This window comes from Thermomonas sp. (assembly GCF_041905325.1).
Taxonomy (GTDB): domain Bacteria; phylum Pseudomonadota; class Gammaproteobacteria; order Xanthomonadales; family Xanthomonadaceae; genus Thermomonas.
Genome location: NZ_JAYRLK010000001.1, coordinates 16,436 through 34,307 on the forward strand (window position 1 = coordinate 16,436; position 17,872 = coordinate 34,307).

A 17,872-nucleotide genomic window follows, 5' to 3' on the forward strand; every position below is an offset into this window, starting at 1 on the left:
CCGGGCCGGGCCGAGCAGGGCCACGCACGCCTCTCACGCAGGCGGCTCCGGAACATCGGTCAGGATCCTCTCCGCCAGCCGGCCGTGGCGGGCAAGCGCGGTGGACAGGGCTTTTGCCGCCACCTCCCGCACGGCCCACAGCTCCAGGGACGACCTGGCCCTGGACAGGCCGGTGTAGAGCATCTGCCGCACCAGCAGCGGCGAGCGGGGATCGGGGGGCAGCAATACCGCCACGTGCTGGTATTCGGAGCCTTGGCTTTTGTGCACGGTCAGCGCGAAAGCGTCCTCGTGCGGGGGAAGGGTGTTCGGGTCAAGCAGGCGCACGCCGCCTGCCGCGACATCACCACGGGCCGCCGATGGGTCGGGAGCGCGCTCGAACGCGACTTGCAGCAACGGCCGTTCGTCACCGTTGTCCACCAACACGCACACACCGACATCACCGTTGGACAGCCGCGCGGCAGGGTCGTTGCGGGTCACCATCACGCAGCGGCCGGGATACCACGCCCCACCCGACCAAGGTGCCAGCGCCTCCCAACCGCGCAGGCGTGCGGAAATCTGCCCGGCAGCCTGGATTGCGCCGAACGGCCCCTCGCGCAGCGCGCACAGCAGCTGTTGGCCGCGCAACAGCCCCAGCCGCGTCACCAATCCCGCAGCGTCATCGGCGGCGACAGGCCTGGCAATGCCCGCCGCCTCCATCGCTGCCTGCAGCCTGCGTGTCCACGCGGACAGCCGGCGGCGCAACGTCGCGCCGTCGGACACCGCATGCACATCCGCAGCACCGAGCGCGGCGTCGAACGCCGCGGCATCACCAGTGCGCACGGCTTCGTTGATCGGCACCAGCGCGACATCGGCACGGAAGCAGTGCGACAGCCGCACGATGTCGCCATCGCCACTCGCCTCCAATGCCCGCGCCACGTCCATCATCACCGAGCCGGTGCCCACCGAGGTGAGCTGGTCGGCATCACCCACCAGCACCAGCACCGCATCCTCGCGCAGGGCCGACAGCACAGCGCGCAGCAGGCCGAGGTCGAGCATCGAGGCTTCGTCCACTACCACGATATCGGCTGGCAGCGTTTCACCTGCATGGAAGGCATAGCCACCGTGGCGACCGCGGCTGCCCAGCAGGCGATGCACGGTGGCGGCATCAGCCGCCAGCACCGCGTCCATGTGCGCCGCCCATGCCTGGTCCAGCGGCTGCGCCCCCCCCTGCAGGCGCTCCGCGCCTTCGCGCAGGGATTCGGCCAGCCGCTGCGCGGCCTTGCCGGTGGGTGCGGCAATCCGCAGCTGCGGCAAGCGGCCGGTGACGGCCTGATGCTCGCGCGACAGCCCCAGCAGCATGCGCAGCACGGTGGTGGTCTTGCCGGTGCCGGGGCCGCCGGTCAACACCATCAGGCGGCGGCCCGGTGCCTGCCGCACGGCCGCGCGCTGGCGTTCCTCGGCCTGCGACCAGCTGCCGTTGAACAGCGCGCGAAGGTCTTCATCGCCGAGCGGGCAGCGCGGCGCGCGAGCGGCAGCGCGGCGGGCGCGCAGCGCGTGTGCCACCTCCACTTCGGCGCGATGGTTGCGCAGCAGGTAGAGATGGTCGCCGTCGAGCACGAACGGGCGCACGCCGGCGGCGTCACCCGCTGCCACGTTCGCCATCCTGTTGGCCACCATCGGGCTGCGCGCCAGCGCTGCGCGCTGCGCGTCGGTCACCAGTGGATTGCCCGCTTCATCCAGCAATGACAGCGGCAGCGCGCTATGGCCCTGGCCCTCGGCATGGCTGGCCCACGCCGCCGCATGTGCCGTGCCAAGATCGCCCCCATGCGCGATCACCCAGCGCCAGACCGCACGGTCGATGTCGCGCCACTGTTCGGGAAAGCCTGCGACGGGGGCCCGGCTTGCAAAGCCGAAACACTCACCGGCGATGCGCGCGTTCATGCGGCCTCCCACAGATTCAGGCCCAGCACGCCTTGCACGGCGTCGAGCAGGTCATCGCGAAAACGGTGGTGCCAGACACCGCAGGGCGTGCCATCCGGCAACTGCAGGCCGACGGCGCGGATGAACAGGTACCAGCAGTCGCCGAGATGTTCGGCGCGACGGTAGCGCCCCCCCAGGCGTTCACGCAGATAACGCTCCACCGCGATGGTGTAGAGCAACGCCTGGAAGCGATAACCCGTGGCCAGCATCGTGTGCTCCAGCGCCGCCGGAGCGTAGTCCTGCAGGCAACTGCGGAACCCGCTGGCCAGCTGGTTGCCCTTGTAGTCGAGCACGTGGAAACGCCCGCCGTGGGCGAACACCAGATCGATCTTGCCGTTCATCAACCCGGCCAGTGTTTGCTCGCGCATCGGCACCAGCCCGGCCTCGCCATGCACCTCGCAGGCGTTGCGCAGCGCACGCAGCGAAGCACCGTCGAGCAGGTAGTTGAACTCCAGCTCGGCGCGCATGTCGGCCGCCGCCAGATCGGCCAGTCGCGGGCCGGTTGCGCTGCCCAATGGGGTGTCCAGCACCGCCTGCAGGCGGTGCGCCAGCGGTGCGGCCAGTGCGTCGATGTCGCCTTCGCGTGGGCGCACGCCGTGTTCGCGCAGCGCCGCCAGCACCGCATCCGGGGCGAATGGCCGGCCGGGGACGCGGTGCTCGAACAGGGTATGCACCGCGTTGCCGAAGTCCGCGCCGGCAACTGCCGCCAGCGCATCGAGTTGGCTGTGGAAGGTCGCCGGTGTGTCCTGCAAGAGCGCTGTCGGGACTGGCTCCACATCCTGCGCAGCGACCTGTTCGATCAACACCTCGTCTTCCGCCGCACCATCCTCCTCCGTCACGCGATGGCGACCGCCACCACTGAGCGTGGTGAAGCTGTGCCGCATCGGCAGCGGGCCGGCGGGCGCGGCAGGCAGCGCGCGCGCGTTGCGCGTGGTGTCCGTACCGGCTTCATTGCGCCAAGTGGCGTCGGGATGGGTGTTCCAGCCTTCGATCACGTCGATGCAGCTGGCATCGGTGTTTGAGTGGAAGTTGGAAAAATTCAGCGCGTTGAGAGCCACGTCTCCTGCACGCTGCCGGGCCAACACGTCCGGCGAGAGAATGAAGACATGACAGGCATGGATCGCCCGGGTCAGAGCCACATACAGGATGCGGAAGCGCTCCTCGTATTCCTGCTGCTTGACGAGCTCCCTGGCCGGGCCTTCCACCAGGCATTTCGAAGCACCATCCTCGGACACAAGCAGGCGCGCGCCCTTGTTGATGGGGCCGTGCTTCCACATCAGCGGCAGGAACACCACGCCGAATTCCAGCCCCTTGCTGGCATGCAGCGTCATCAGCTTGACCCGCGCCGCGTCCGATTCCAGCCGCAGCGCGCGTGCATCGGCGGCGTCGCTGCCTTCGGCACCGTCGGCCATCTGGTCGGCCAACCAGGCCAGCAGCCGCTCGCCGCTGCCGCAGTCCACCCATGCCTCCTGCAGCAGCTCGCCCAGATGGCGCAGGTCGGTGAGCATGCGCTCGCCTTCCACGGTGTCCAGCAAGCGCGCGGCATGTTGTTCCAACAGGGTGGCCACCAGCGCCAACGGGCCGCCCCGCTCCAGCAGGGCGCGCAGCTCGTGAAAGCGCCTGGCATGGGCGTCCCATGCCGCCGGATCATGCCGCAGCGCCTGCAACGCTCCCAGACCGATGCCGCAGAGACGGGTCGCCAGCGCGGCGCGCAGCGTGCGCGGATCATCCGGATGCAGCGCCGCGTGCAGCAACAGCCGCAAATCGCGCGCGACATCGGTTTCGAACACGCTCTTTTGCGAAGCCACCACGCAAGGCACCCCGCGCGATTTCAGCATCGCTGCCAGCTTGGCGATCTGCGCATGCCCGGGCAGCAGCACGGCGATGTCACCGGGCTGGAGAGGCGCATCCCCGATGCAATAGCCCTCCGCGGACAGCGCCTGCACGATCTGTCCTGCACAGGTTCGCAGCGCATGCGCTTCGAGGTCGGGGGAGTCATCATCGGGCGCGATGCGATGCAAGACCAGGGGCCGCGCAATGGGGCTGCCATCGATCGCACAACGCAGCGGCTGGCCATCCCGACGACCGCTGGCCTGCACGGTTTCATAGGCGATGCGGGTCTGCGATGCCGCAGGGCCCAGCCTGGTGCCGGTGGCTTCGTAGAACTGATTGATCGCCGCGACATAACCGCGGCTGGAACGATGGTTGGTGCCCAGCGTCAAGCGGTCGGTTTCCGGCACGGCGGCCTTGGCGCGCTCGTACGCTTGCACGTCGCCACCACGGAAGCGATAGATCGCCTGCTTGGGGTCGCCGATCATCACCAGCCGCCCACGCGGCGCATTATCGTCATCGGTATAGATCGCATCGAGGATGCCGAACTGCACCGGGTCGGTGTCCTGGAACTCGTCCACCAGCGCCACCGGCCACGCCGTGAACAGCGCATCGGCCAACGCCCGCTGCCCGTCGCGCTGCTGCAGCGCCGCGCGCACCTTCAGCAGCAACTGATCGAAGGTGGATTGATTGGCTGCCTCCAGACGCGCCTGCATGGCGGCACGGCACCACGTCTGGGCGGCGGAGAGGAATTGGCGCAGGGGGATGCTGCTGCCCAGGTCGAACCGAGACGCAAACGTCTCCAGCACGCTCGATATCCGCAGTGTCTGCTCAACCAGCGCAATGACCTCCGGCCGATCCTTTCCCGCCTTGTTGATGCCTTTCATTTCTCCAACCCCGGCGTAATCACCGAGATACTGGGAAAATTCAGCGATGTTGGTCACGGGCGCGGAAAGTGCGTCCACGAGGGCCGGCCAGGCCCGACGCAGACGTGAATTTGCAGTCGTGCATGCCTGTACAACCGCATTTACCTGCGCGGCCCACGCGTCGAAATCATCGAGGAACGCAAGCCCCCTCATGGCTGCCCGCAAGTCGACCGCCCCGTCGTGTGGACCCACCTCCACATTCGCCTGCAACAACACCGGCACGTATTTCTTCAGCGTGTTGCGGTCGATGTCGGCCGCACGCGCCAGCTGGACAAGTTCGTCCGACGCCTCGCCCTGCGCGATCACCCGCCACAGATCGGCCACCAACGCCGCTTCCAGCGCCTTGCCGTCGATCATCTCGCCAGCGCGGAACAGCGCGCCGGCTGCGAACGGATGGTCGGCGAGGATGCGCGCGCACAGCGCGTGCAGGGTCGAGATCGGTGCAGCGTCGAATTCGGACAGTGCTGCTTGCAAGCGCTGGACGTCGGACTCCAGCACGGCGCTGTCTTCACGCCAGCGGTTGCGGATCCAGTCGCGATCCGAATGCTTGCCCTCTTCGCCGGCAATGCCATCCCGGTACTGTGCAGCCTCGGCCAATGCCCACAGCACCTTGCCACGCAGGCGCTCGCCCAGTTCGGCAGCGGCGGCGTTGGTGAAGGTGCTGACGATGATCTGCCGCGGCGAAAATTTTTCTTCCAGCAGCAGGCGAAGATACAAAACGGCAATTGTCCAGGTCTTGCCGGTGCCGGCGCTGGCTTCGATCAGGCTGCGGCCGGCCCCGTTCAACGGCAGCGTCGTCCAATTCCCGTGCATGTTCATGCGGCCTCCTTGCCGGCAGCGGGTGCGTCACCACCAAGTTGGATCAAGGCATTGATCTGCCGGGCATCCTGCAGCAACGCGTGCAGGGCGCGGCTGTCCGGATCGGTGTCGGGATCGCCGAAAATCAAATCGCCTTCCAGCAACTGCGCGTAGCCGGGGGCGTAGTCGCGCTCGCCGACGCCGCCATCATGCGTCTTGACCCATGCGTCACGCACCGCCTTGGCGCTATCGGCCTGCGGCTCCTTTTGCAGCGCCGCCCACGCCGACCGGGGATGAAACCAGGACACGCCATCGCGCCCCATGTGCAGCAGCGCGGCCAGCCTGCGCAGCCTGCGCCGCAGGTCGGCCGCCATGGCAATGCGCATCGCGACATCGGCGGTGCAGAACGTCGCATCCCAGTCGTTGATTTGCACTGCGATGTCTGGCTCGCCGTCGGCCAGCACGGTCAAGCGCACTGGTGCCGGCACCTCGGCATCGGCACGCTGCAGGCGCAGCAGCGCCCAGTGCACGAAGGCGGGAACGCGATCCTTGAAATCGAGCCCCTCGGGTTCCTTGAGATGCTTCTTTTCGTCCGCCGGGTTCGGGAACGCAAAGACCACCTGCACCCCGTCCTCCGCCCCGTGCAGCGGGAACACATTGCGCAGCAGGCCGGTCATGCGCTGCGGCACGCCCGCCTCGACACCCGCATCCCCCGGTTGGACCAGCGGCACGTCCACCCGTAGCGCCAGCCCGCCCTGCTGGCCGCGCATGTCGAAGCGTCCGCTGGCATCGGCCTGGCTGCACAGCGCCTCCACCGCATCCGCTTCTTTCGCCCAAGCCTCGCCCCCGGCATCCCCCAGTGGCAACAACCCGCCGTGGCGCGCCCAGTCGGGCGGCTGCCGATCCCACACCCACTCGGGGTCCCGGCACTTCTGCGGCAGCACGTGCTGCAAAAACACTTTGCGCGCCACCGCATGCAGCCGCGAAATTCCATCCATCGGCTCGTCTTCCGGCAGCCGCACATCATCGTCCAGTGCATCCAGCGACAGTTGCAGATGCTCCTTCAGCAGCGCCTTCGCCGGGTCCCTGAAGAAGCCTTCCAGCGTGGCCAGCGGCAGCGGATCCGGCAGCGGCTCAGGCGCGGGAAGCTCGCCGTCGCGCAGGCTGCGCATGCGCGCCCGCCCCTCGCCGCGCATGCCGGCGAATGCGCGCGAGTACGAGAACAGCGCCGGGTGCTTGCCATCGAAATAACGCCCGTCGAACGGCTGCAGCGGATGCCACACCCGCCACGGCCGCAGTGCCTTGTCGTCATCCGGCGCGATGCCGCACTGCGTCTCGAGTTCCGCCATCAATTCCGCCAATGGCGCGGCAGGGTTGCGGTGCTTGCCGTCGCGCACACCCTGTCCGATGTACGACAGGTGCAGGCGCTTGCGCGCGGACATCACGGTCTCCAGGAACAGGTAGCGGTCGTCGCTGGGCACGTCGCGGTCGCCGACGCGGCGGATGCCCGCCATCAGGTCGATGCCGCCGTCTGACGGGCGGCGCGGGAACGCGCCCTCGTCCAAACCCAGCACACACACCACCTCGAACGGGATCGCACGCTGCGGCACCATGCCGCAGAACGTGATGCCACCCATCAAGAAGCGTTGGCGCTCCGGCGCGGCAGCCAGCGCATCCTGCAGCAGCTCGCGTACCACCGGCAGGCGCAGCAACGGGTCTTCGCCGTTGCGCGCGGGTTCGACGGCGATGTTGGCGATCGCGCGATGCACCAGCGACAGCGCGGCACGCGCATCGGCATCGGTGCGATCGATGCGCAACAAGGCATCCACCCGCGCGCGCAACATCTCTGCCCATTGGCTGGCCGGTCGTTCGTCATCGGCAAGTTCGCGCCACGCCTGCAGCTCGCACAGCAGGCGATCCAGGCTGCCCAGCGCGGCGGCGGACGGGCCTTCGATGCCCGCCAGCGGCAGCAGCTGTGTGCCATCCGGAAGTGTCAACGCCTGCGGATCCGTGTCGCCCGGCACGTCGGCCATCAGGTAGCCGGCCAACATGCGGTCCATGGCCCAGGCGAAGCTGTGCTCGGCGCGCGGCGGCAGCGACAACGCCTGCTTGTGCGCGCCATCCAGCGCCCACGCCACGCGGCTGTTGCGCAGCCATTCGAGCAGCGTGTCGGCATCGCCGGCATCCAGCCCCAGTGCAGCGCGCACCTCTGCAACGCCCAGCAAGTCCACCACTTCCGGTGCGGTGATGCGGGATGCCCCCAGCCCCAGCAGGGTTTCGAACACGGTGAACAACGGATGGCTGCGCCCCACCGGCACATCGGCCAGGTGGTAGGGCAGCAGGCGTTCGCATGCGGAACCCGGCTCGCCGAATACCGCCGGAATCAGTGGCACGTAGGCTTGGATGTCCGGTGCCATCACCACGATGTCGCCGGCGCGTACCGCCTCGCTTTCAATTGCATCGAGCAGCGCATCACGCAGCACTTCCAGCTCACGCTGCCGGGTGTGGCAGGCATGGATGCGCAGGCTGGCATCAGATGTCGCATCGGGCGCAGCGACGTCCTCGCGCAGCAGTGCCGGATCCAGCTGGCGGATGCTTTCCTGCAGGCGTCCAAGGCGATCGATTGGCGCGGACGGGGCTTCGTCCTGCCAGTGGCGGATGTCCTCGCGCAGCTCGCCATCCACCAGCGTTGCGAAGAAGTGCTGGCCCATGCGCCCCCAGCGCGCCAGCAGCGGATGCCCCTGCGCACGCCAGTCGAGCGCTTGCGGGTCTTCCAGCCGCGCTGTTTCTGCTTCACGGAAGCCGTGCCAGCTGGCCACGTCGGGCTGGCCATGATGGGCTTTGTGCAACCCGCCCCAGTACTCCCGGCAGGGATCGGGCACATACAGGAACACCGGCGCGCGATGCGCATACGCCTTCAGCACCGACAATTCGGCCGGCGGCAGATGCGACACCCCGACCACGTGCAGCGGCGGCAAGCGACCTGCATCCGTTTCCAACGCCGCGATCAACGCCTTCACCAGGCGGCCACGATGATCCCCCAGCGCGGCCGCCGCCGACTGCCACAGGGGCGCCAGGCACTCCGACTCCAGCGCCTGCAGCGCAGGATCGCTGCGCCCGGAAGTGGCGTAAACGCACGTGCCGGCTTCCCAAGCCGCCAACCAATCGCCGCGATACACGAGGTACTGCGAGAACACCCGCGCCAGCCGGTCGGCCAGCTGGAAACGCCGCAACGCGCGTTCGTCCCCACCTGTCGAAGACTCAAGATAGGCCAGCACCCGGGAATCCCGAATGCCGTGGCGTGCCGGCTCACCCAGCATCGCGTGCAACGTCCAGCGCAGATGGCCGCGTCGGTACTTGGGCAACGCCACCGCGCGCTCGCCCAGCATCGCTGCCGACAGCCCGTCCAACCAGGCGCTGGGCAGCTGCACGTCCAGATTGCCGACGATCCGCCCCGCCCCGACCTGCCGCGCCAGTGCGCCGGCAAGCCATTGCTTCATGCCCGGGTGGGCAGCGATGACCGTCTGCGGTGCCAGCGGATGCTCCGGGCGGGTTTGCGCAAGCAGCGTTTCCAGAGGCCCCAGCAATGCCTCCAGCCGGCTGGCACGAAGCAGGGTGAGGCCGCTGTCGATTTCAGGACTGTTCAAACGATGACTCCCAGGCTCGGCAACTCCATTTGACGACATCCGCGTCTCAGGGACCGCGACTCGGCCCATTCTGCCCGCTTCGGGAAGCCGCAACACTTCGGCGAAGAAGCCATCTTTGGTTTCGATCACGCAGTACACGCGCTCGTGCCCCCGCCAATGACGGGGCAACGCCAAGTCCCGGGTATTGTCCCCGAATCACGTGCTCTGGCTGGGTCTGTGCGAAGAATCGGTCAACTGGCACGCGTCCGCGACTGTTGGCCTGCAAAACCGGGAACCGAGACCGCCACGCCTTTCGCCCCCATTCCCATGAGCGCTTTCCACCAAAGCGGCATGTCCCGCTTGAGCGCTTGGCACGGACATGGCGCGGAATGCCGCAATCGCCCCAAAAGCAAAAGGGCCAATGAGCGCTGACTCATCGACCCTTGTGCTTTTTGGATGGCGCGCCCGGAAGGATTCGAACCTCCGACCCCCAAGTTCGTAGCCTGGTGCTCTATCCAACTGAGCTACGGGCGCAATGCAGAAGCGGAATTATGTGGCAACTCCGCCGGCACGTCAACGAAAAATTTCCGTGTCGGTGCAAGTTTTTCGCGTTTCGCCGCAAGTGGCGGAGACTGAGGGATTCGAACCCTCGATGGAGCTTTTGACCCCATACTCCCTTAGCAGGGGAGCCCCTTCGGCCTCTCGGGCAAGTCTCCGTGAAGCGAATCGCGAGCCGGCAAGGATACAGGCATTGCCCTGTCGCGGCAAACCCTCAGGATGATTTTTCTTCGCCCTTGCTGGCATCCTCGCCCTGGATGCGCTGGTAAATTTCCTCCCGGTGCACGGCAACATCCTTCGGGGCCGTGATGCCAATCCGCACCTGGTTGCCTTTCACGCCGAGCACGGTGACAGTGATCGCATCACCGATCATCAAGGTTTCGCCTACCCGCCTGGTCAAGATCAACATTGCAACTCCCCTGTCGCAGCAGCGATTGCGTGCGTCGTCGTCCGCCGGACACGGACTCTTCCAGCATGCACGATCATAATGGGCATGGTTCGCACTCCACAAGCAGACGACCGTCACAGTCCGGCATTCAGGCCCGCATCCGCTGGTCAACCCAGCCCGCCACGCCAGCCAGTGCCGCCGCCAGTGCCGGGCCATCCTCGCCGCCGCCCTGGGCCATGTCGGGGCGGCCACCGCCCTTGCCGCCGGCCTGCCGGGCCACGTCGCCCAGCACGTCGCCGGCCTTGACCTTGCCCAGCGCCGCGCCGCTGACGCCGGCCACCAGTGCGGCTTTGCCGCCTTCGGTGCCGGCCAGCACGATGACGGCATCCACAAGCTGGGTCTTGAGGCGATCCATCGCATCGCGCAGGGCCTTGGCATCGAAGCCTTCCAGCCGCGCCGCCAGCACCTTGATGCCAGCCACGTCCTGCGCCTGCGCGCCGAGGTCGGCGGTGGCACCGGAGGCGGCCTTGGCCTTGAGTGTCTCGACTTCGCGCTCCAGTTTTTTCTGGCGATCCAGCAGCGTGCGCAGCTTTTCAGCCACCTCGCCGGTGGTGCCACCCAGCAGTTGCGCGGCTTCGTGCAGATGGTGCTCTTCGCTCGCCACGTGATCCAGCGCGCCCTGCCCGGTCACCGCCTCGATGCGGCGCACGCCGGCGGAGACGCCGCCTTCGGACACGATCTTGAACAGGCCGATGTCGCCGGTACGGCCCACGTGGGTGCCGCCGCAAAGTTCGGTGGACGTGGGGCCGAAACGCAGCACCCGGACTTCTTCACCGTATTTTTCACCGAACAGCGCCATCGCGCCGAAATCCAGCGCTTCCTGCATGCCCATGTGGCGCACTTCGCCGGCATGATTGGCGCGCACTTCGGCATTGACACGGCGCTCAACTTCAGCCAATTCCTGTGCGGTCATTGGCTGGAAGTGCGAGAAATCGAAACGCAAACGATCGGGCGCCACCAGCGAACCCTTCTGCTGGACGTGGGTGCCCAGCACGGTGCGCAGCGCGGCGTGCAGCAGGTGGGTGGCGCTGTGGTTGAGCACGATGGCACCGCGACGGGCGGCATCCACGCTGCCTGACAGCACATCCCCCTTCTTCAGAGCCCCCGACTGCAAGCGGCCGTGATGGCCGTGGAACTGGCCGGCCAGCTTCAGGGTATTGCCGACCGCGAACGTGGCAGCCGCAGCAGTGAGTGCGCCGGTATCGCCCACCTGGCCGCCGGACTCGCCGTAGAACGGGGTGCGATCGAGCAGCACGATGGCGTGATCCCCTGCGGCGATCGCGTCCACCGGCTTGCCATCCTTCAACAGGGCGAGCACGGTGAGGCCTTCGGCTTGCAGCGCCGCGTAGCCGAGGAATTGGGTGGGTGCCAATTGCGCCACCAGCTCGGCGGGCAACTGCACGCCGCCGCCGAACTTGCCGGCCGCGCGCGCGGTTTCCTTCTGGTGCTCCATCGCCGCATCGAAGCCGGCCACGTCCACCGTCATGCCACGTTCGCGCGCCATGTCCTGGGTGAGATCCAGCGGGAAGCCGTAGGTGTCGTACAGGCGGAAGGCATCACCACCGGGGATGATGCCGTCGCCCACGCGGGCGGCCACGTCCTCGAAAATCTTCATGCCCGAGTCCAGCGTTTCGGCGAAGCGCTCTTCCTCCGCCAGCAATGCGCGTTCGGCGGTGGCGCGGCCTTCGCGCAGTACCGGATAGGCATCGCCCATCAGCGTATCCAGCGTTGCAACCAGTTGATGGAAGAACGGCTGGCGCACGCCCAGCATCCAGCCGTGGCGCAAGGCGCGACGGATGATCCGGCGCAGCACGTAGCCGCGGCCTTCGTTGGACGGCAGCACGCCATCCACAATCAAAAAAGCGCAGGCGCGGATGTGGTCGGCGATCACGCGCAATGATTTGTTTTCCAGGTCCACCGTGCCGGTCAGTTCTGCCGCATGCCTGATCAGCGTCTGGAACAGATCGATTTCGTAATTGGAATGCACGCCCTGCAAGATCGCGGTGATGCGCTCCAGGCCCATGCCGGTGTCCACGCAGGGCGCAGGCAGGGGGGTCAACGTGCCGTCGGCGGCACGGTCGAACTGCATGAACACGTTGTTCCAGATCTCGATGTAGCGGTCGCCATCTTCATCGGGCGAACCGGGAGGGCCGCCGGCATGCGACGGGCCGTGGTCGTAGAAGATCTCGCTGCACGGGCCGCAGGGGCCGGTGTCGGCCATCTGCCAGAAATTGTCGGACGCGAACGGCGCACCCTTGTTGTCGCCGATGCGGATGATGCGGTCTTCCGGCAGCCCGATGTCGTCGCGCCAGATCGCGTAGGCCTCGTCATCGGTGTGGTAGACGGTGGCCAGCAGGCGTTCCTTCGGCAGCTTCCAGACTTCGGTCAGCAGTTCCCAGGCCCAGGCGATGGCTTCTTTCTTGAAGTAGTCGCCGAATGACCAATTGCCGAGCATTTCGAAGAAGGTGTGGTGGCGCGCGGTGTAGCCCACCGAATCCAGATCGTTGTGCTTGCCGCCGGCGCGCAGGCAGCGCTGCACGTCGGCCGCGCGCACGTAGCTGCGCTTTTCCGCGCCCAGGAACACGTCCTTGAATTGCACCATGCCGGAATTGGTGAACAGCAGGGTCGGGTCGTTGCCCGGCACCAACGGCGCCGACGGCACGATGGTGTGGCCCTTGGCGGCGAAGAAGTCGAGGAAGTCGCGGCGAATCTCGGAGGTGGGCTTGAGGCTGGAAGTGGCTGGTGTGTTCATGGGGGGCATCAGGAAGGTGGCGGGCAGCACTGCGCCCGCGAACTGTTCAAGATGCAGCCGCGAAACCGAGTTGGCAACCCAAGGCCACCAGTTTACAGGGGTTGCGAGGCCTTCCGAATCCAAATCAACGCGGGCTTCTCGCAGGCATGGCCCTGCCGGGGATGCGCCTTGGCGCTCAGGCTCCGCACCCAGCTCCGATGCGCGGCCGTGCGCCGTCCATGGCGCGCGCGAAGCACATCCCCGGCAGGGCTATGCCTGATCGTGATTGATCGCGGCGCGCACATGCTCCATCCCGAACCCCCGCCGCAGCAGGAAATCCATCACCTTGCGCCGGGCATCGCGGTCGCCGGCCAGTGCCTGCGGATGGCGACGTTGCAACAGGTCGCGGGCGTTTTCGGCCCAGTCGCCCTCGAAGCCGTCCAAGGTTGCGGCAATCAGCTCGCCACCCAAACCGTGGGTGGCCAGCTCCGCACGGATCCAGCCGGGGCCGTAGCCGCTGCCAGCGCGGCTGCGCAGGAGCGATTCGGCAAAACGGGCATCGTCCTGCCAACCGGCAGCGCTGAGTTTGTCGATGACCGTTGCAGCCACCGCCGTTTCCACGCCACGTTGCAGGAGTTTGCGCGCCAACTCCTGCCGCGAGTGCTCGCGCCGGGTCAGCAGGCCCAGCGCGCGCTGGGTGGGAGAAGGCTCCGGGCGACGACGACGCGGCCCCATTGACGAGGGCAATGCCACGTCATCGTCGCCCGTCCCCGTCATTCGCCGCTGCCTTCGCCTTCGTCGCGGGAAGCTTCCTCGGGCACGAATTTTTCGCGCAGGGCGGCTTCCAGCTTGGCGGCGGCGGCCTTATTTTCTTTCATGTACTGACGGGCATTTTCTTTGCCCTGGCCAATCCGTTCGCCGTCATAGCTGTACCAGGCACCGGCCTTCTCAACCAGTTTGGCGTCCACACCCATGTCGATCAGCTCGCCTTCGCGGCTGATGCCTTCGCCGTACAGGATTTCGGTGACCACCTGCTTGAACGGGGGGGCCAGCTTGTTTTTGACCACCTTGATGCGGGTCTGATTGCCGATGATCTCTTCGCCTTTCTTGATCGAACCGATCCGGCGGATATCCAGCCGTACCGAGGCGTAGAACTTCAGTGCATTGCCGCCGGTGGTGACCTCCGGGCTTTGCCCCGGCATCATCACGCCGATCTTCATGCGCAATTGATTGATGAAGATGACTAGGCAATTGCTGCGCTTGATGTTGCCGGTGAGCTTGCGCAGCGCCTGGCTCATCAGGCGGGCTTGCAGGCCGGGCAGTTGGTCGCCCATTTCGCCTTCGATTTCGGCCTTGGGGGTCAGCGCGGCCACCGAATCCACCACCACCATGTCGATGGCATTGGAGCGCACCAGCATGTCGGCGATTTCCAGTGCTTGCTCGCCGGTATCCGGCTGCGACAGCAGCAGATCATCCAGGTTCACGCCCAGCTTTTGCGCATAGACCGGGTCCAGCGCGTGCTCGGCATCGATGAAGGCACAGGTGCCGCCGGCTTTTTGGCACTCGGCAATGGCTTGCAGGGTGAGCGTGGTCTTGCCGGAGGATTCCGGACCGTAGATTTCCACCACCCGCCCCTTGGGCAAGCCGCCGATGCCCAGCGCGATGTCCAGCATCAGCGAGCCGGTGCCCACGGTTTCCACCGCTTCCACGGTGCGGTCACCCATGCGCATCACCGAGCCTTTGCCGAACTGGCGCTCGATCTGGCCCAGTGCTGCGGCAAGTGCGCGCTTCTTGTTCTCGTCCATCGTGGTGCTCCTCAAGTCGGTGGTCTCTGGAATGGGGTCAGCTTAGGCAGTGGCTGTCGCACAGGCTGCGACGGTGCCCGGCCTGATCGAAAAATTCGCATGTCGGCACGGTGCCCACCATCGGGAAATGCCGCAGCAGCGACTCGGTGGTTTACGCATTGGGCCGCACCAACCCGCAGTACAAGCCTTCGATGGCGAACTCCTGCCCGGGCTTGACTTCGATGGGGGCGTAATCAGGATTGCGCGGCAGCAGGCGTACCTTGCCCTGCCCGATGCGCAGCAGCTTGACGGTGATTTCATCGTCGATGCGCGCGATCACCACCTGCCCGTTGCGGGCTTCGCTGGTGCGATGCACGCCGATCAGGTCGCCGTCGAAGATGCCTTCGTCGCGCATCGAGTCGCCTTTCACCTTGAGCAGGTAATCCGGCGTGGGAGTGAACAGGGCGCGATCCATCAACACCACCTGTTCACTGCCGATATCGGCACCGATGGGTGCCCCGGCCGCTACCTGCCCCAGCACCGGCAGATGCAGCGTGTCGTCGTTGGCAGGGGCCAGCGGCAACTGGCGGGGGCGGTCTTCCGGCTGTTGCAGCAAACGCAGGCTGCGCGCACGGCCGGGGCTGCGGCCAATCATGCCCGCCGCTTCCAGCGCATCCAGATGGTATTGCGCCGCCCGCACCCCCTTGAAGCCGAAAGCGCGGGCGACTTCGGTTTGCGAGGGCGCGAAGCCATCGGCGTCGATGCGTTCGGCCAGGAACAGATGGATGGCGCGTTGGGTGTCGGTCAGGCTCATGGTTAGTAGTAATACTACCAATCATTTGCTACTGTCAACACGACGCGTCGATAATCCATCCAAACAGGAGACCAACAGATGCCCTCCGCCCACCAAAACAGGGAGCCATCCCCGCGTCGGGTGAAGGCAATGCCCGCACGGCTGCCCCCTCCTTTCGCCGCCGAATTCTTTGCGGGGATCGGGCTTGCGCGTCTTGGACTGGAAGCTGCCGGGTTCAGGGTCGCATGGTCCAACGACTACGAGCCGAAGAAGAAAGCGATGTATCAGGGGCACTTCTCCGACGCACGCGGACAGCACGCTTTCGCCCTCGGTGACATCGGCAGGATCACCGGGGACGACATGCCCGCCAACCTGTCAATCGCCTGGGCTTCATTCCCCTGCACCGATCTTTCCCTGGCGGGCAAGGGAAAGGGCATCCGGGACGGGGAATCGAAGACCTTCTGGGATTTCGTTCGCATCCTCGATGAAATGGGGCCTTGCGCCCCCCGGGTTGCATGCCTGGAGAACGTGCCGGGGCTGGCCAGCTCGCATGGCGGGGACGACTTGCGCGCTGCGGTACGCGCCATGAACGGCCTTGGCTACTCCGTGGACGTGCTCGCCCTGGACGCACTGCGCTTCGTTCCGCAATCGCGTGAGCGCCTGTTCCTGGTCTGCGCCAAGGAGCCGCCCATGCTGCGGGAGCAGTCTGCAAGCGTCCTGCGCCCGGACTACCTGCGCTTCATCACGCAGGATGCGTCCCTGCGGACACACGCTGCACGGCTTCCATCCCCGCCGGAATACCTGTCCGACGGGCTGGACAAGATCATCGAACACATCCCGGAAAACGATCCCCGCTGGTGGAGTCCGGAGCGCACCGCTGCGGCGATGGCAACACTTTCCGACACCCAGGCCCGGCGCATCGATCTGTTGAAGCAGCTGAAGCGCCCGACCTACCGCACCGGCTTCCGGCGCACCAGGAATGGCAAGGCCGTTTGGGAGTTCCGGGAGGACAACATTGCCGGCTGCCTGCGTACCGCAAGAGGCGGTTCATCGAAACAGGCCCTGCTTCGGATTTCAGGCGGCTCCGTCAACATTCGCTGGATGACTGCCGTGGAGTACGCGAGACTCATGGGCGCAGGAGACTATGCATTGAGCGATATCACCGAAGCCCAGGCCATCTTTGGCTTCGGTGATGCCGTCTGCGTTCCCGCAATCCAATGGCTGGCCAGCAACTACCTGATGCCGCTGGTAAGGGCGGAACTCTGAGCGCCTCGCAATCGATCGCGCCGCGACTCAGCCCCCCTCACCGCCCTCATCCACCTGCGCGTCAGCATGACCCAGAAGCTGGCCGTGGTATTTCTGCAGGCGCTGGAAATGCGCATCCATCGCACGCGCAATCTGCTCCGAGTTCTTGACAGTCACGAAGTGACCGACGATCTGGGCGTAATGTTGCGCCTGCCGCGGCAATCTCTGGGATGCATCTTTTCTCTCGCGAATCTCATCGCTCGACATCACTTGGACAACCTGCTCCGGCTCCGGGACAAGGCCGCCCTCTCCGATCGCCGGCACCGTTCCATTCATCAATTGCGACTGCGGATTGAAGGCATGGAAGAGCTGGGCTTCGAGACTGTCGATGCCAGCCTTCGAGTCAACGGGATAGGCCCAGACATACGCGATCTCCCAGATATCGACCTGGCGATTGGCGATGATGTCAGAACGCGCGGAGGTCAGATGCCTGGCCACTCGCTTGCGTATCCCATCCTTTGATTGCCCGACGTAGATCGGAACATTGTCCAGATCACAGAGCACATAGACGCCGATACGAGCCGTCAGCGTTCCAACGGCTCGTTTCCTGAATGCGAAATCCGTCATGCCCGCCTCACGTCTGGCCGCCCAATTGCGGCACCAGCCCCGCCAAGGCCGCCGCCACCGTCTGCCGGCGTACGGCGTCGCGGTCGCCTTCGAAATGGAAGACTTCCGCGCGGGCGTAGCCGCCGCGTTTTTTCCAGCCAATCCAGACGGTTCCCACCGGCTTGTCGTCGCTGCCGCCGCCGGGGCCGGCGATGCCGGTGACTGCCACCGCCACCGTGGCACCGGAATGCACCAGCGCGCCGGACACCATCTCCACCACGGTTTCGCGGCTGACCGCACCGAACTGTTCCAGCGTCTGCGGGCGCACGCCCAGCAGGGCTTGTTTGGCTTCGTAGCTGTAGGCGGCCATGCCGCAGTCGAACCATGCCGACGAGCCCGGCACATCGGTCATGCACTTGGCAATCCAGCCGCCGGTGCAACTTTCCGCCGTCACCAGCATGTGCCGGCCGGCCAGCAACAACTGGCCGGTGGTCGCCGCCAATCGGTCGAGCTGGTCATCGCTGGGCGCTTGCATCGGCAGGTCTCCGCTGGGCAGACGTGCGTTGTA

At 66.3% G+C, this 17,872-nt stretch carries 11 protein-coding genes and 2 tRNA genes; 1 reads left to right on the forward strand and 12 read right to left on the reverse strand.

What is annotated here, in order from left to right:
- Positions 1–33: 33 nt before the first annotated feature.
- From recD to lexA, 10 genes are all read right to left on the reverse strand, one after another.
- Positions 34–1,920 (reverse strand): exodeoxyribonuclease V subunit alpha, encoded by a 1,887-nt coding sequence (recD, locus tag ACE3OK_RS00055; RefSeq protein WP_374247469.1) that lies wholly within the window; start codon positions 1,918–1,920, stop codon positions 34–36.
- Positions 1,917–5,534 (reverse strand): UvrD-helicase domain-containing protein, encoded by a 3,618-nt coding sequence (locus ACE3OK_RS00060; RefSeq protein ID WP_374247470.1) that lies wholly within the window; start codon positions 5,532–5,534, stop codon positions 1,917–1,919. The genes recD and ACE3OK_RS00060 overlap by 4 nt, the downstream gene beginning before the upstream one ends.
- A complete protein-coding gene (gene recC / locus ACE3OK_RS00065; RefSeq protein WP_374247471.1) occupies positions 5,531–9,160 on the reverse strand; it encodes an exodeoxyribonuclease V subunit gamma in 3,630 nt (1,209 codons plus the stop codon). Before recC ends, ACE3OK_RS00060 begins: the two co-directional genes overlap by 4 nt.
- 436 nt (positions 9,161–9,596) lie before the next feature.
- Positions 9,597–9,673 (reverse strand) — tRNA-Arg (locus ACE3OK_RS00070).
- Between the two features lie 89 nt (positions 9,674–9,762).
- Positions 9,763–9,855 (reverse strand) — tRNA-Ser (locus tag ACE3OK_RS00075).
- Between the two features lie 56 nt (positions 9,856–9,911).
- Positions 9,912–10,106, reverse strand: a complete 195-nt coding sequence (csrA, locus tag ACE3OK_RS00080) for a carbon storage regulator CsrA (protein WP_374247472.1) — start codon at positions 10,104–10,106, stop codon at positions 9,912–9,914.
- Between the two features lie 127 nt (positions 10,107–10,233).
- A complete protein-coding gene (alaS, locus tag ACE3OK_RS00085) occupies positions 10,234–12,897 on the reverse strand; it encodes an alanine--tRNA ligase (protein WP_374247473.1) in 2,664 nt (887 codons plus the stop codon).
- A gap of 249 nt (positions 12,898–13,146) precedes the next feature.
- Complete coding sequence (locus ACE3OK_RS00090; protein WP_374247881.1) at positions 13,147–13,611, reverse strand: regulatory protein RecX; 465 nt, start codon at positions 13,609–13,611, stop codon at positions 13,147–13,149.
- Between the two features lie 38 nt (positions 13,612–13,649).
- A complete protein-coding gene (gene recA, locus ACE3OK_RS00095) occupies positions 13,650–14,681 on the reverse strand; it encodes a recombinase RecA (protein ID WP_374247474.1) in 1,032 nt (343 codons plus the stop codon).
- Between the two features lie 151 nt (positions 14,682–14,832).
- On the reverse strand, positions 14,833–15,474 hold the full coding sequence (lexA, locus tag ACE3OK_RS00100) for a transcriptional repressor LexA (RefSeq protein WP_374247475.1): 642 nt from the start codon (positions 15,472–15,474) through the stop codon (positions 14,833–14,835).
- A 129-nt stretch (positions 15,475–15,603) separates the two neighbouring features.
- On the opposite strand from lexA, the gene ACE3OK_RS00105 reads away from it, so the two are divergent.
- Positions 15,604–16,719 (forward strand): DNA cytosine methyltransferase, encoded by a 1,116-nt coding sequence (locus tag ACE3OK_RS00105; RefSeq protein WP_374247476.1) that lies wholly within the window; start codon positions 15,604–15,606, stop codon positions 16,717–16,719.
- A 27-nt stretch (positions 16,720–16,746) separates the two neighbouring features.
- Here ACE3OK_RS00105 and ACE3OK_RS00110 read toward each other — a convergent pair whose 3' ends face one another.
- Positions 16,747–17,325, reverse strand: a complete 579-nt coding sequence (locus tag ACE3OK_RS00110) for a GIY-YIG nuclease family protein (RefSeq protein ID WP_374247477.1) — start codon at positions 17,323–17,325, stop codon at positions 16,747–16,749.
- A 7-nt stretch (positions 17,326–17,332) separates the two neighbouring features.
- The gene (locus ACE3OK_RS00115) at positions 17,333–17,839 is read right to left on the reverse strand and encodes a CinA family protein (protein ID WP_374247478.1); all 507 of its coding nucleotides are present in this window, start codon (positions 17,837–17,839) and stop codon (positions 17,333–17,335) included.
- Positions 17,840–17,872: the final 33 nt, after the last annotated feature.